The sequence below is a fragment of the Methylobacterium sp. OAE515 genome (assembly GCF_041806315.1).
Lineage (GTDB): Bacteria > Pseudomonadota > Alphaproteobacteria > Rhizobiales > Beijerinckiaceae > Methylobacterium > Methylobacterium tardum.
Window position 1 is genome coordinate 1088759 of record NZ_JBGMUV010000001.1, and the last position, 13825, is coordinate 1102583.

A 13825-nucleotide genomic window follows, 5' to 3' on the forward strand; every position below is an offset into this window, starting at 1 on the left:
ACAGCGTCATGGCCATGACCGCATCGACCACGCCCATCACGATCGAGCACGTGACGATCCCTTCGACGAAACCCTTCGACGCCGTGCGCCAGGCCCTGGAGGATGCGGTCCCGCCCCTCGATCACGGCTACGCGGCCATCGTCCAGGCAGGCCGGGCCGAGGAGGCGCGCAGCCAGCTCGCGCGCGCGGCCCCGCTCTCGATCTTCGGTCAGCGCGATCACGGCGCTCTGCTGCGGATCGCTGGCCTGGAGCGCAAGGCCATTCAGTACGACATCGGCAACCCGCTGACCGCCTCCCGCATGACGCGCCACGTGCTCTCGGCGGCCCTGTACGCGCCGATCCGGGTGCTGCTGCGGGAGGGCGCCGACGGCGTCGCGTTCGAGTACGACCGGCCGGCGACCGCCTTCGGCCAGTTCCACGATGCGGCTGTCGATGCGGTGGCGCGCGATCTGGACGCGCAGCTGCGGGCGACGCTGATCGCGGCGGCCGCGTGACCGGCCCTCCGGGAGCCCAGCCCCGCCCGGTCGTGCATCGCCTTCGGCGTCTCGGGAGCGCGCGATCGCGGATCAGCACGCGGCCGCACGCAGAAGCCGCCGGATGAACGGGGCGGAGACTTGGCGGCAAAGCTGCATGGCCTTACCCGTCCCGTGACCGGAGTGGAGCTTCCCGATGACGCGCACCGTGGACGTGGCCGGGTGGCGGCCTATGCCAACCTGGGCGCGCGGACTGACGCGGTCGCGGGCTGAGCCCGCGCCGGCGCGCGCGGGACACGGCGCCCGCAGCCCTGCCCGGGGACAGCCGGCATGAGCGTCGGACTCGCGCCCGCGGCCGATCGGCTGATCGTCAGCACCGAGGCCGATTGGAACGACGCCTGGTACCTGGTCTGCATGAAGGTCTCGACGATCGGCTTCGTCGTCGTCGACGCGCGCGAACGCGTCGCCGCCATCGACGCGCTGCGAGCCGCCGGGATCGCCGACATCTCCGGTTATCTCGACGCCCATCCCGCCGTGGCGGACCGGCTGCGGCACGGCATGGTCATCCTCGACGTCAACGAGGCGGCCGTACGGATGTTCGGCGCCGCCGGCCGCGCGGACATGATCGGGCAGCGCACGCAGCGCTTCTTCGATCCGCTCTGCACCGCGCAGGTCAATTCGGCGCGGGCCTTCGCGGCCGGCGCCACCGCGTTCCAGCAGCAGGCGCACAGCGTCCGGCTGGACGGGAGCCGCTTCGAAACGCTCTTCTGCGTGGTGCCGCGGGCGGACGGGGCGACCTCCGGCCTGTGGCTGGCCTCCTTCGTCGACATCACCGAACACGTTCAGAGGCAGACATCCCTCAACACGTTGCGCGACGAGCTCGCGCATGTCGCCCGGATCTCGACCCTGGGCGAACTCTCCGCCTCTATCGCCCACGAGATCGGCCAACCGCTGTCGTCGATCGGCATGACCGCCGGGGCCATGCTGCGCCTCCTCGACCGGGACGATCTCGACCGGGACCTGCTCCGGCGGCAATGCCAGCGCATCGTCGATCAGGTCGCCCGCGCCGGCGACATCATCGATCGCACGCGCCGCATGGCCACCAAGCGGGACAGCGTCCGGACGCTCGTTTCCGTGGCGGAGGTCCTGACGGAATCCGTGCAGTTCGTGCGGCACGATCTCGACCGCATCGACGTCCGGTTCAGCCTCGCCTGCACCGGCGGCGACGCGCTGGTCCAGGCCGACCGGATCCAGCTGCAGCAGGTCTTCGTCAATCTGCTGATGAACGCCATCCAGGTTCACCGGCACGCCCGCACGACGATGCCGGAGATCATGATCGAGACGTCCGATCACGGCGCGTCCGTCGTGATCGACATCCTCGACAACGGGCCGGGCATCGACCCGGGGAACGCCGAGCGGCTGTTCGACGGGTTCTTCACCACGCGCGCCGAAGGGCTCGGCCTGGGTCTCGGGATCTGCCGCACGATCGTCGCGGCGCATGGCGGCTCGATCGAGGCGGGCGCTAGAAGCCAAGCGCCGGGCGCCCGCTTCTCCGTCCGTCTGCCGCTCCATCGGACGTGAACGGGCCGCCCGATGCGTGCGCCCGCGATGCGGCGGGGCGGGCCGTCGGGCTGCGAAGTGCCGTCGATCTCGGACCGTCCGGATGGCCCTAGACGAAATGGGCCGGCAGCGCCAACGCTTGCGCGGACTGGATCAAGGCCAGCGCCAGACCGCTGATCATGGTCCAGGTCACGATGCGGTCCGCGCCGGTCACGCTGTTGGTCATCATCCGGGTGGCCATCCGTCGTCTCCCCCTCACCACAAAAGCGGGTCGGCTGTTCTGGGATGGCTGTATGGCCAAGCTGGTTTGCGTGCGGATTGCGTCGATTGTTGCGTGCTCCGAGCGGATCACGGGAGCCCCGGTCACAGGCTCCTGACGCGTCGGCTCAAATCAATCCGACGGCCTCTTCCGGAAAGCGGATCGCGAACACCGCCCCGAGCCCGGGTCCCGCGCTCTCGGCCGTGGCGCGGCCCCCGTGCAGCTCGGCGATGCGGCGGACGATCGAGAGGCCGAGACCCGTGGAATTCTCGCCGCCGGTGGGTTTCGCCGAGAGGCGCTGGAAGCGCCCGAACACCCGGGTCGAATCCTCCGGCGACAGGCCGGGCCCGTGATCGACGACCGCGCAGACCAGCTCCGCACCCCGCGGACCCGGCTCGCGGCTGACCCGCACGGTGATCGCGCCGCCGGCCGGGCTGTACTTGATCGCGTTGGAGACGAGGTTGTCGAGGGCCTCGCGCAGGCGCTCGGCGTCGCCGCAGAGGAACAGCTCGTCCGGGCCTTCGCAGACCAGGGTCTGGCCCTTGGCGTCGGCCAGCGGCCGGTCGGCCTCGCAGACCTCCCGGGCGAGGCCCGCGAGGTCGACGGGCTCGCGGCGCAGGCTGATGTCGAGGGCGTCGTTCATCGCGTCCGCCATGAGGCTGTCGATCATGGTCGTCAGCCCCTTGGCGCTGGCGCGCACGTGCTGCACCTGCGCGCGCATCTGTTCGCGGTCGCCCTGCATGTCGATCAGGTCGGACAGCATCTCGGCGCGGCCGAGGATCACCGCCAGCGGGTTCTTCAGGTCGTGCGCGATGGTGCCGAGGATCTCGGTCTTGAGGCTGTTGGCCCGCCGCAGGTCCGAGCGCTGCAGGTCCAGCCGGCGGTTCGCCCGGATCAGCTCGGCGGTGCGCTCGACCACCCGCCGCTCCAGGCTGGCGTTGGTCTGCTGCAGCCGCTCGTAGAGGATGACGTTGTCGAAGGCGATCGACAGCCGGCTCGTGAACAGCGCGATGAGCGAGCGGTCGGTCTCGGAGAGCTGCCGGTCGGCCTCGATCAGCGCGACGATCTCGCTGCCGCTCGCGGTGTGCAGGTACAGGGTCGACCAATGCTCGCCGAAGCTGTGGCGGCGCTCGGCGAAGGCCCGCTCGACGAGGGGTTGCACCCGTTCCTCCAGCGGCCAAGCCGGCTCGCGGCCCGCGTAATGTCCGTAGCAGCCGGACCCGGCCAGCACGCAGAAGCGCTCCTGCGGGGCCGCGGTCTCGCGCAGGACCAGGATGCCCGCGCAGGCGACGTTCAGGAGCGAGGCGACCTGGGTGAGGACGCCCTCGGCCAGCCGCTGCATCGACTTGTGGTCGAGGAGCATCGGGGCTGCGTCGATGATGATCTCCAGCCCGCGCCGGGTCTCGTCGAGGCGCTTGAGCTGCTGGTAGGCGCGGAGCGCTGCGGTGAGGCTGGTGAACAGCTTGTCGGCGGTGAGTTCGGTCTTCGCCTTGTAGTCGTTGATGTCGTAATCGACGATGATTCGCCGCTCCGGCGCCTGGCCGGGCTGGCCGGTCCGCAGGATGATCCGGACCGTCTCCTGCCGGAGCTCGCGCCGGATGTAGTCGACGAGGTCCAGCCCGGCGTTGTCGGTCTCCATCACCACGTCGAGCAGCACCACCGCCACGTCGCGGCGCTCGGCGAGCAGCACCCGCGCCTCTGCGGCCGAGCGGGCTGTGAGGATCTCCAGGCCGCGCCCGTCGAGGGTGTAGCTCGCCAGGGCGTAGCGGGTGCCGTCATGGACCGCCGGATCGTCGTCGATCACGGCGATGACCCACGCCCCCGCATTCGGTTTCGCCTCGTCGAGATCGTCCGGAATCAGCGTGAGGGTGTCGTCATCCATGGCTGTGGCCTGAAATGCTGCTCGAAACCTGACGAGTACGCTAGCAATCGTGTTGAAAACTTGTCACGCTATCGTGATCCGATACGATTCCTACATTCGTTCCAGAGCGAAGCCGGAAAGTGCGCACAGCTGCGATGACCATTCCAGACAGCCCCGCCCTCGGCACCGCCCGTGGCGGCGCGGTGATGCCTTCTATTGCCGTGGTCGATGACGAGGCAGCGACCCGCGAGATGGTGGGGGATTACCTGAAGCTCCACGGGTTCTCGGTGGTCCTGTGCGACGGCGGACGCGCCCTGCGGGAGCACCTCGTCCGGCAGAGCCCGGACCTGATCGTGCTCGACCTGAACATGCCCGAGGAGGATGGGCTCTCCATCGTGCGCGACCTCAAGGCCCGGACGGCGATCCCGATCATCATGCTCACCGCCACGGCGAGCGCGATCGACCGGGTGGTCGGGCTGGAACTCGGGGCCGACGATTACCTGCCCAAACCGTGCGAGTTGCGGGAACTGGTCGCCCGGGTGCGCTCCGTGCTGCGTCGCGTGCAGGCGCCGGGCGCAGCGCCGGTGCCGAACCCGGACGTGGGACGCCGGATTCGGTTCGGGACCAAGTGGCTGGAACTCGACGCCCTGCGCCTGAGCGACGATGCCGGCCTCGAGCAGGCGCTCACCCGCTCGGAATTCGATCTGCTGAAGGCGTTCGCCGACAACCCGCGGCGCGCCCTATCCCGCGAGCGGCTGCTCGATCTCGCCGATGCCCGCGACCCGGACGCGTTCGACCGGGCCATCGACGTGCGGATCAACCGCATCCGCAAGAAGGTCGAGCCGGATCCCGGCAATCCGCGCTACATCCGTACGGTCAGGGGCCTCGGATACATCTTCCGGCCCGAGGGAGACTGATGGAAGGCGCCGAAATATTGCGTCCCGGCCTGCGGACGCAACATTTCGGCGCTCGGACCAGCCGGGACGCAATAACCGCGGCACGGAAAGCCCCTATCAGCGTGGCAGGACCGAGGGCCGAGGCGGCCCGGAGGACAGGCCATGCGACATGTGATCGGACCCTCGTCGGCCGCGGCGGCCGGCACGCTCTGCGTTCTGGCGCTCGTCGGCCTGGTCGCCCCGGGCGGCGCGGCGCCGGTGGTGGATCGTGATGCGCGGGCCTCCGCCGCGTCTCTCCGTGACGGCGCACCCTGTGCCGGCGCGGCCTGGCCGTACCCGCCGGGCGCCTGTGCGGGCCCCAGCGAAGCGGATGCGCCGCCCCGCCGCGTGCGGCTCATCGCGGTCGAGCCCGCGCCCGGCCCGCGGTGAGAGGCGGGGGCCGCCATGCCGCATTTCAGCGACGATCCCGGCGCCGGCGACGATCCCGACCTGCTGCGCCGGCTGCACCTCATGCTGCACGGCCGGGATCCCGCGCCGCGGCGCCCGCCGACCCGGGCGGAACGCTTCGGCGTGCCGGCGCCGCTCGGCGCGTCAACGCCACACGGCGTGCCAACGCCGCGCGATGGCGCGCGTGATCCGCAGGATGCGGCGCTGGCCGGTCCCGACCCGCGACCGGCCGGATCCCGACCCCGCTGAGACCGCGCGGGGTGGGTGGCTGCGACGCCGTCTGTGCGAGCGCAGCGACGCGATCCAGCAGCGCCGCACCGACCGGACGCGCGCAGCCCTGGGTCACGTCGCGGCGCGCGTGATGACGGAGCGGACGGCATCGACCGAAGGCTTCGAACGGAAACGGGATGGCCGCGTCACCGGGCCGCCGGGACTCGCCGGAACGCCGCCCGATTGCACCGCGCTCCGGCACGGCTTTAAGTTGATGCCGGACCCCTATGTCGGGACGCGGATGCGGGTTGGACCCAAGATCGCCCTGGTCGGAGGCGTGCCGATCCTCGCCGCCGGCGCGATCGCCATGGCCGGCTGGCTCCTCCTGGCCCAGGAGGAGCGCGCACGGGGCGGGGCGGTCCTGGTCGCCGACGTGTACCACGACATCGCCACCGCGCGTTTGGTCCGCGACCAGTACGCCGCCGCGGACGCGCAGGACCGACAGCCCTACGCCGAGCGCTTCGCCGGGCTGACGGCGCGGGCCGAAGCGGGCCTCGGCCGGCTCACGGGCTTCGCCCGCATCGACGCCCAGCGCGCCCGCATCGCCTCGGTGGAGGCGGCGCTCGCCCGCTACCGCAGCCAGATGGAGGCCTTCGTCCGGCGCACCCAGGAGAATGACGGCCTGATCCGCGAGATGACGCAGCGGGCCGACACCCTGATCGACCTCACCGACCGGGCCCGCCTGCGGCAGCAGGCCTCGAACGCCGACCTCGCCCGTTCGCTGGCCGAGAAGGTCGAGGCCTTGCGGGTCGCCCGCGGCCTCGTCGCCCGCCTCAACGCCCTGCGGGTCCGCACCGCCGAGAGCGCGGTGATCGCCGCGCAAGGCGTCGCCCAGAGCGCCGGCCAGATCACCGGCCAGATCACCGGCCAGGGCGCCGACCCGGCCAGCCCCGCGGCCGCCGAGTCCGAGGCCCAGCGCGGGCAGGCCCGCTTCCGCGCCGCCAGCAGCGACCTGGCAGCGGCGCTGCGGGCCGACGGCCGCGAGGCCGAGGCCGAGGCGCTCGACGCGCTGACCGTCGAGGCCGCGGGGCAGAACCCGGACCGCGGCAAGCTCGCCGGCTGGATCGAGCGCAATCTGAAGATCGAGACCTCCGGCCAGGAGAGCCTGCACGACGAGGTGGCGCAGCTGCTGGCCTATTCGGTGGAGGCCAACGAGATCGAGCAGGCCACGCAGAACGTCGCCATCGGCACCCTCAAGCTCGGGCCGCGCACGGCGGGCGCCCTGCTGCACCGCGACGCCGCCCTCGCCGAGCGGATGCTGGCCGAGGGCGAGCGCCTCGCCCGGAGCGCCGGCGCCTTGCCGATCTCGCCGCTGATCCAGGCGGAGATGATTCAGGCCCTCGACGGCTGGCGGGCGCGCCTGACCACGACCATCGGGGGCCTGCGCAGCCAGAACGCCATGATCGTCGCGATGGACGGGCTCGCCGCGACGATGATCGACAGCGCCAAGGCCCTGAACGACGCCTTCGTGGGCGACGCCGACCGGTTCGGCATCTTCATCCAGCGGATCCTGCTCGCCGGCGCGGCCGGGCTGCTGCTGTTCGGCGCCCTGGTGGTGATCTGCGTCGCCCGCTCGATCCTGGTGCCCCTGCGCGCCCTGCAGGGCGATATGGTGATGCTGACCGGCAACCCGGCGGGCGCGGCCGTGCGCGGCACGGGCCGCCGGGACGAGCTCGGCGACATCGCCCGCGCCACGGCCGTCTTCGTCTCCGAGATCACGCGCCGGGAGGGGGCGCTGCGCCGGGCCAAGGATCAGGCCGACGTCGCCCTGGTCGAGCTGCGCCGGACCCAGGACAATCTCGTCCGGGCCGAGAAGCTCGCCTCCCTCGGGCAGCTCGTGGCCGGGGTCGCCCACGAGATCAACACGCCGCTCGGCATCGCGCTGACCACCGGGACACTCATGAGCGACGAGGCGCGGACCTTCCGGACGGGCCTCGCCGCCGGCACGCTGTCGCGCTCCCGGCTCAACCACTTCGTCGACCGGGTCGAGGAGGGCGCCACGCTGCTCTGCACAAACCTCACCCGGGCCGCCGACCTCGTTCAGGGCTTCAAGCAGGTTGCGGTCGACCGCGTCAGCGACGAGAGCCGCAGCGTCGTGCTGGCGACCTGGCTCGACGACCTGCTGGCGAGCCTGCGGCCGATGCTGCGCAAGGGCGGCCACATCGTGGAGCGCGCCTGCCCGGAGGACCTCGTCATCGACACCAATCCCGGCGTGCTGGCGCAGATCGTGACCAACCTGATCGCCAACGCGGTCGTGCACGGCTTCCGCGCGGGCGAGCCGGGCCGGATCGCCGTGGACGTGTCGGAACGGGACGGCGGCCTCGTGCGGATGGAGGTCCGCGACACCGGCCAGGGCATCCCGCCGGAGCACCTCGACCGGATCTTCGATCCGTTCTTCACGACGGCGCGCAGCGCCGGCAGCACGGGGCTCGGCATGCACATCGTCCACAACCTCGTCACCGCCAAGCTCGGCGGTCGCATCGCGCTCACCAGCGAACTCGGCCAGGGCACGGTGGTGCAGGTCGAGTTTCCCGCTCGCCGCGCGGAAACGGCCGCCCATGCGCTCCCCACCGCGATCGGGACACCGTGAGGCCGGCTGCGGGAGGCCGGGCCGGGCTCCTCGCCCTGGCGGCCGGCCTGCTCCCCGGGCTTCTGCTGGCCCCCGGCCCGGCGGCGGCCCGCACCTTCGTGTTCTGCTCGGAGGGCAGCCCGGAGAGCTTCGATCCCGCCCGCGCGACGACCACCACCACGATGAACGCGGCCTGGCAGGTCTACAACACGCTGGTGGAGTTCGCGCCCGGCACCACGACGATCCGCCCGGGCCTCGCCGAATCCTGGACGGTCTCGGAGGACGGCCGGACCTACGTCTTCGCCCTGCGGGACGGCGTGCGCTTCCACGCCAACGCGCGCTTCACCCCGACCCGCACCCTGAACGCCGAGGACGTGGTGTTCTCCTTCGCTCGGCAGCGCCGGGCCGGACCCGACGGCGCCGCGCCGGGCTTCACCTACTTCCACGATCTCGGTCTCGCCGACCTGATCGAGGCCATTGACGCGCCGGATCCGCGCCACGTCCGCTTCCGGCTGCGCGAGGCCGACACCACGTTCCTCGCCAACATCGCCCAGGCCTTCGCGGCGATCCTGTCGGCCGAGTACGCCGCGGCCCTCGCAGCCGGCAACGCGTCGGACGACCTCGCCCGGGCGCCGATCGGGACCGGCCCGTTCGTGTTCGAGGGCTACCGGCCGGATCAGGTCCTGCGCTATCGCGCCTTCCCGGATTACTGGCGCCGCGCGGCGGACGACGGCGAACCGGGGGAGCGCCCCGACGGCCTCGTCTTCGCGATCACCCCGAATGCGGCGGTGCGGCTGACCAAGCTGCGGGCCGGGGAGTGCCACGCCATGGCGTTCCCGGCGACCGGGGACCTCGACGCGATCCGCGCCGAGCCGGGCCTGACGCTGCTCGCACTCGCCGAGCTCAACGTCGCCTATCTCGCGCTCAACACGACGAAGGCGCCTTTCGACGATGTCCGGGTGCGGCGCGCCGTCAATCTGGCGATCGACCGGCAGGCGATCGTGGCGGGCGTCTACGGCGATGCCGGCCTCCTGGCGCAGGGGCCGCTGCCGCCGGGGATCTGGGCCCACGACGCCGAGCTGCCGGACGCGCCCTTCGACCGCGCCGGGGCCCTGCGCCTGCTGGCGGAAGCGGGGCTCGCCGAGGGCTTCGAGACCGACCTGTGGTACCCGCCGGTCAGCCGGCCCTACAACCCGAACGGACGGCGTGTCGCCGACATGATCCAGGCCGACCTCGCGCAGGTCGGTATCCGCGCGCGCCCGGTCACGCGCCCCTGGAACGCGTACCGCGCCGCGCTCTACGGCGGGGAGCCCAGCCTGATGCTCTACGGCTGGACGAGCGACAACGGCGATCCGGACAACTTCCTGAACGTCCTGCTCGGCTGCAAGGCCGCCCAGGCCGGCGGGGCCAACCTCGCCCGCTGGTGTGACCCGGCCTACGACCGGCTGGTCGAGGCCGCCCGCCGCACCGGCGACCGCGAGACGCGCCAGGCCCTTTACCGCCAGGCCCAGGCCATCGTCCGGAAGGCGATGCCCTGGGTGCCCCTGGCGCACACCAAGGTCCATCTGGCGATCCGCAACGACGTGCTCGGCCTGACGATGGATCCCCTCGGCCGCCACCTGTTCGAGACGGTGCGGTTCCGCGCGCCCCGGTGACGGCGCGACCGCCCACCACGCTCACTTCTTGGTCCGCTGCTGGAAGACCCGCAGGACCTGGTTGCCCCGCGCCACGGCGTCGTCGAGGGCCTGCTGCGGCGACTTCGCGCCGTTGAGCGCCGCCTCCAGCTCCTCGGCCCACAGGTCGCGGATCTGCAGCATGTTGCCCAGGCGCAGGCCGGCGGTGTTGCGCGTCGGCGGGCGCCGGGTGAGTTCCTGCACGGCGACGTGGAGCTGCGGGTGCCGCTCGAAGAAGCCCTCCGCCACCGCGTCGGCATAGGCGGCGCGCGTCGTGGGGATGTAGCCGGTGTTCCGGTACAGCGCGGCCTGCTGGCGTCCCTCCATCAGGAAGGCCAGGAACCGGGCGACGCCGCGGTACTCGTCCGGCGTCTTGCCCTGCATCACGTAGAGGGAGCCGCCGCCCAGGATCGCGTTCTGCGGCTCCGGCACGATGTCGGGATAGAAGGGCATCGGCGCGACCGTCCAGTCGAACCGGGCCGCGGTCGAGACCTTCCCGTAGAGGCTCGACGAGGTGAGGAAGATCGCGCAGTCGCCCGAGACGAACCGGGCCTCCCCGCGGTTGACGCGGTCGTTGTACGCGAACACGCCCGCGCGGTGCAGGTCGACGAGGTTCTGCAGGTGGCGGACCTGGAGCGGGCCGTTGAAGACGAGTTCGGCGTCGTAGCCGTCCAGGCCGTTGGAGCGGGTCGCGAGCGGCCGGTCGTGCCAGACGGAGAGCTGCTCAAGATGCACCCAGGTCGGCCAGGCCGAGGACAGCGCGCACCGCGTGCCGTCCGCCGCCTTGAGCCGCCGCGCGGCCTCGAAGACCTCCGGCCAGGTCGCCGGCAGATGGTTGGCGTCGAGGCCCGCCTGCCGGAACCGGTCCCGGTTGATCCACATCACCGTCGAGGAGACGTTGAAGGGCAGGGACAGCATCCCACCCTCGGAAGCCAGGTAATTGGTGGCGACGACCGGCAGGAAATCCTCCGGCGTCGCCGAAAGCCCCGCCTCCCGCATCACGGTGGCGACCGGCCTGACGGCGCCGATGGCCGCCGCCATGGTCCCGTTGCCGACCTCGAAGACCTGGAGCAGGTGCGGCGCCGCGCCGGTGCGGTAGGCCGTGATGCCGCTGCTGATCGTCTCGGCGTAGCTGCCCTTGTAGACCGGGACGACCCGGTAATCGGCTTGCGACGCGTTGAAGGTCTCGGCGAGGCGGGTCACCAGCTCGCCGTTCGGCCCGTCGAGGGCGTGCCAGAACTGCAGCTCGGTGACGGCGGCGGCCGGGAGCGGGCGCAGCGCGAGAAGCAGGCCGGCGATCAGCAGCCCCAGGCGGACGAGGCCGCCGCGCGGGGCGTTCCGCATAGCTCTGCTCATGCCAGCCGCTCCGGAAGCCACAGCCGCAGCACCGTGCCGGCGCCGGCGCTGCTCTGCAGTTCGACCCGCCCCTGGAGGCGGTTCACCACGAGGTTGTGGACGATGTGCAGGCCGAGGCCCGTCCCGCCGCGGGCGCGGGCCGTGGTGAAGAACGGGTCGAACACGCGGCCGAGATCGGCGCTGTCGATGCCGCGCCCGTCATCCGCGATGGACAGGTCGATCCCGCCCCCGGTCCGCAGCGCCGTGATGGTGATGCGGCCGCCCTCCCGGTCCCGGAAGCCGTGCTCGATCGCGTTCTTGACGGCGTTCGACACGATCTGCGCCAGGATGCCCGGGAGCGTGTCGACGACGAGGTCGGGCGGGCAGTCGACCACGAAGGCGTGCCGGCCCGGCCGCGCCAGGGCCCGCAGGCTCTTCAGCAGCTCGTCGATCCAGTCTGCGAGGTTCAGCGCCCGGCGGTCCTCGATCGCCTGATCGGCCGCCACCTGCTTGAAGCTGTAGAGGAGGTCGGCGGCCCGCATGAGGTTGCTGGTCAGGAGCTGCGCGCCCTCCTGCATCCGCCCGGCATACTGGGTCAGCCGCGAGCGGGAGAGCTGGTTCTCCCCGACCAGGCGCGCGAAGGCCGCCGAGTCGGACTGGACCTGCGTGGCCGTGGTCAACGCGATGCCAAGCGGCGTGCTGATCTCGTGCGAGACGCCCGCCACGAGCTGGCCGAGCGAGGCGAGCCGCTCGGCCCGGATCAGGTCCTCCTGGGCCTGCCGCAGGGTCGTGAGCGCGTCGTCGGCCCGCTGGGACGCGTTGCGCCGGTCCGCCTCCCGGCGGCGGATCTGCTCCAGGAACGCGTTGGTCGCCCGGGCGATGTCGCCGAGCTCGTCGCGCCGGGCGAGCAGGTGGCCGTCCCGGCCGATATCCTCCGGCGTGGGCGCGCCGGCGGCGGTGACGATGCTGTGCTGGAGGGCGTGCAGCGGCCGGGTGATCGAGCGCGCCACCGCGGCGGCGGCGCCGATCCCGAGGCACAGGGCCCCGATTGCCCCGACGATCAGGAGCTGCCGGATCACGCTGCCGAACTGGTCGGCGTCGTCGATGAAGGCCCGGCTCAGGGTCTGGGCGTTGGCGCTCATGGTGGCGGCCCGCCGGTCCATGTCGGCGATGGTCTCGTTCTGCTCGCCGATCTTCTCGATCGTCGCGGCGAGCTGCGTGCGCCAGCCGTCGATCGCGCCCGCCATCTCGTCGCGGATGCTCACCGGGATGAGCAGCGTCCGGGAGGTGCCGGACAGGTCCGCACCCGCCGCCAGCACCCGGGACGCCTCGGCGGTGTCCCGGCCCGCCAGCGCCGCGTCCGTCCGCCGGGCGAGGCGCAGGGCCGTGAGGGCGATGTCCTGGGCGGAGAGTTCGGCCTCGTTCGACAGGACCGAGTGGCGGATGAGGAGCGCGACCTCCTCGTAGAGCCGGCTCTGGCGGGCGACGTTCACCTGGACGAGCTGGTCGCACCACTCGACCAGGACCCGGCCCGCCTGGGTGGCGCGGGTCAGCTCGAACCCCTCCGAGAGCACCCGGTTGAGGTCATCCTCGGTCCGGCTCCGGTCGCGATAGGCCTTCAGCAGCTCCGTCGCCCGGTCGGCCGCCCCGGCCTCGCCGTCGACGCGCAGGACCCGGCGCAGCCGGTCGCCCACCGCATCGAGCTGCCGCAGATCCGCGGCGAGTTCGTCGAACTCGATCGGGAAGACCGGGCGGCCGATGCGCGCCCGGTTCAGCTCCGCCGTGCTGATCGCCTCGCGCAGCTCCCGCAGCGCGGTGACGACGCCCTGGTTCCGCTCCAGCTCGGCATCCTTGACGGCGAGCACGGCGATCAGCTGGGCGTTGTCCTGCTGCTGGCGCCGGCGCGCGACGTCGGTCAGCGCCACCAGGGCGTCCGCCCGCCGGGCCATGTCGGCGATGGTCGCGGTCGCTGCCCGCTCCGAGAGCAGGAGCGCGCGCATCCGCGTCACCTGCGAGGTCAGGTCGCCCGTCACGGTCGCCACGAGGGCGGCCTGGCCGCGCGTCCGCGCGAGCCGCTCCAGCCTTTCGAGCTGCGCCGTCGCCGTCGCGGCGCGCTCGTCGAAGCGGCGCTCGGCCCCGTCCCGCCCCGCGACGCTGCCGCTCAGGGCATCCGCCCGCGCCCGGTTCATCGCCGCGAGCGTCTGCGCCGTCTCCGTCGCCACCACGGCGCCGGCCCGGGCGCGCTCGGCCTCGTGGAGCAGGATCCAGGCGCCGAGCGCGATCGCGGCGGCGACCAGGATCGGGATCGCCCCGACCACGAGGACGCGGCGCGCGATGCCGGACGTGCCGAACCCGCGCATCATCGCGCCCCACACCGTGTCCCGCGCCCCGCCACCGTTGCGGTCTCCCGTTCCGCCGCCGACCTCGCGACGACACATTCGGTTATTGTGACATCCGCGCGATGACTTCCCGAGAGCACTGA

Annotated in this window: 11 protein-coding genes; 7 read left to right on the plus strand and 4 right to left on the minus strand. The window is 72.3% G+C overall.

Annotation, left to right across the window (positions count from 1 at the left end; genetic code table 11):
- The first annotated feature begins 8 nt into the window (after nt 1-8).
- Entirely contained in the window at nt 9-494 is a 486-nt protein-coding gene (locus tag ABIE45_RS05290; RefSeq protein WP_192709652.1) for a DUF302 domain-containing protein, read from the plus strand.
- Nucleotides 495-803: 309 nt separating this feature from the next.
- Nucleotides 804-2054, plus strand: coding sequence for an ATP-binding protein (locus ABIE45_RS05295; protein WP_192709651.1), 1251 nt, complete (start codon nt 804-806; stop codon nt 2052-2054).
- A gap of 88 nt (nt 2055-2142) precedes the next feature.
- On the opposite strand, the gene ABIE45_RS05300 is transcribed toward ABIE45_RS05295, so the two are convergent.
- Both ABIE45_RS05300 and ABIE45_RS05305 read right to left on the minus strand, forming a co-directional pair.
- Nucleotides 2143-2274, minus strand: coding sequence for a hypothetical protein (locus ABIE45_RS05300; protein WP_373622182.1), 132 nt, complete (start codon nt 2272-2274; stop codon nt 2143-2145).
- Between the two features lie 145 nt (nt 2275-2419).
- Complete coding sequence (locus tag ABIE45_RS05305) at nt 2420-4174, minus strand: DUF3369 domain-containing protein (protein WP_192709650.1); 1755 nt, start codon at nt 4172-4174, stop codon at nt 2420-2422.
- A gap of 134 nt (nt 4175-4308) precedes the next feature.
- On the opposite strand from ABIE45_RS05305, the gene ABIE45_RS05310 reads away from it, so the two are divergent.
- The 5 genes from ABIE45_RS05310 to ABIE45_RS05330 all read left to right on the plus strand — a co-directional run bounded on the left by ABIE45_RS05310 (nt 4309) and on the right by ABIE45_RS05330 (nt 9990).
- On the plus strand, nt 4309-5070 hold the full coding sequence (locus ABIE45_RS05310; RefSeq protein ID WP_192709649.1) for a response regulator: 762 nt from the start codon (nt 4309-4311) through the stop codon (nt 5068-5070).
- 141 nt (nt 5071-5211) lie between these two features.
- A complete protein-coding gene (locus ABIE45_RS05315) occupies nt 5212-5478 on the plus strand; it encodes a hypothetical protein (RefSeq protein WP_192709648.1) in 267 nt (88 codons plus the stop codon).
- 15 nt (nt 5479-5493) lie between these two features.
- Nucleotides 5494-5745: a hypothetical protein gene (locus ABIE45_RS05320; protein WP_192709647.1), complete on the plus strand. Its 252-nt coding sequence runs from the start codon at nt 5494-5496 to the stop codon at nt 5743-5745.
- 262 nt (nt 5746-6007) lie between these two features.
- Nucleotides 6008-8356 (plus strand): HAMP domain-containing sensor histidine kinase, encoded by a 2349-nt coding sequence (locus tag ABIE45_RS05325; RefSeq protein ID WP_192709782.1) that lies wholly within the window; start codon nt 6008-6010, stop codon nt 8354-8356.
- The gene (locus ABIE45_RS05330; RefSeq protein ID WP_192709646.1) at nt 8353-9990 is read left to right on the plus strand and encodes an ABC transporter substrate-binding protein; all 1638 of its coding nucleotides are present in this window, start codon (nt 8353-8355) and stop codon (nt 9988-9990) included. The genes ABIE45_RS05325 and ABIE45_RS05330 overlap by 4 nt, the downstream gene beginning before the upstream one ends.
- Before the next feature lie 21 nt (nt 9991-10011).
- Here the strand turns inward: ABIE45_RS05330 and ugpB are convergent, their stop codons facing one another.
- Together ugpB and ABIE45_RS05340 are read right to left on the minus strand one after the other, a co-directional pair.
- Nucleotides 10012-11364, minus strand: a complete 1353-nt coding sequence (ugpB, locus tag ABIE45_RS05335) for a sn-glycerol-3-phosphate ABC transporter substrate-binding protein UgpB (protein ID WP_373622183.1) — start codon at nt 11362-11364, stop codon at nt 10012-10014.
- On the minus strand, nt 11361-13781 hold the full coding sequence (locus ABIE45_RS05340) for an ATP-binding protein (protein WP_373622184.1): 2421 nt from the start codon (nt 13779-13781) through the stop codon (nt 11361-11363). Before ABIE45_RS05340 ends, ugpB begins: the two co-directional genes overlap by 4 nt.
- Between the last annotated feature and the right edge of the window lie 44 nt (nt 13782-13825).

Coding starts and splice junctions, on each gene's coding strand:
- ABIE45_RS05290 (WP_192709652.1), top strand. CDS start 9: ATGGCCATGACCGCATCGACCACGCCCATCACGATCGAGCACGTGACG.
- ABIE45_RS05295 (WP_192709651.1), top strand. CDS start 804: ATGAGCGTCGGACTCGCGCCCGCGGCCGATCGGCTGATCGTCAGCACC.
- ABIE45_RS05300 (WP_373622182.1), bottom strand. CDS start 2,274: ATGGCCACCCGGATGATGACCAACAGCGTGACCGGCGCGGACCGCATC.
- ABIE45_RS05305 (WP_192709650.1), bottom strand. CDS start 4,174: ATGGATGACGACACCCTCACGCTGATTCCGGACGATCTCGACGAGGCG.
- ABIE45_RS05310 (WP_192709649.1), top strand. CDS start 4,309: ATGACCATTCCAGACAGCCCCGCCCTCGGCACCGCCCGTGGCGGCGCG.
- ABIE45_RS05315 (WP_192709648.1), top strand. CDS start 5,212: ATGCGACATGTGATCGGACCCTCGTCGGCCGCGGCGGCCGGCACGCTC.
- ABIE45_RS05320 (WP_192709647.1), top strand. CDS start 5,494: ATGCCGCATTTCAGCGACGATCCCGGCGCCGGCGACGATCCCGACCTG.
- ABIE45_RS05325 (WP_192709782.1), top strand. CDS start 6,008: ATGCGGGTTGGACCCAAGATCGCCCTGGTCGGAGGCGTGCCGATCCTC.
- ugpB (WP_373622183.1), bottom strand. CDS start 11,364: ATGAGCAGAGCTATGCGGAACGCCCCGCGCGGCGGCCTCGTCCGCCTG.
- ABIE45_RS05340 (WP_373622184.1), bottom strand. CDS start 13,781: ATGTGTCGTCGCGAGGTCGGCGGCGGAACGGGAGACCGCAACGGTGGC.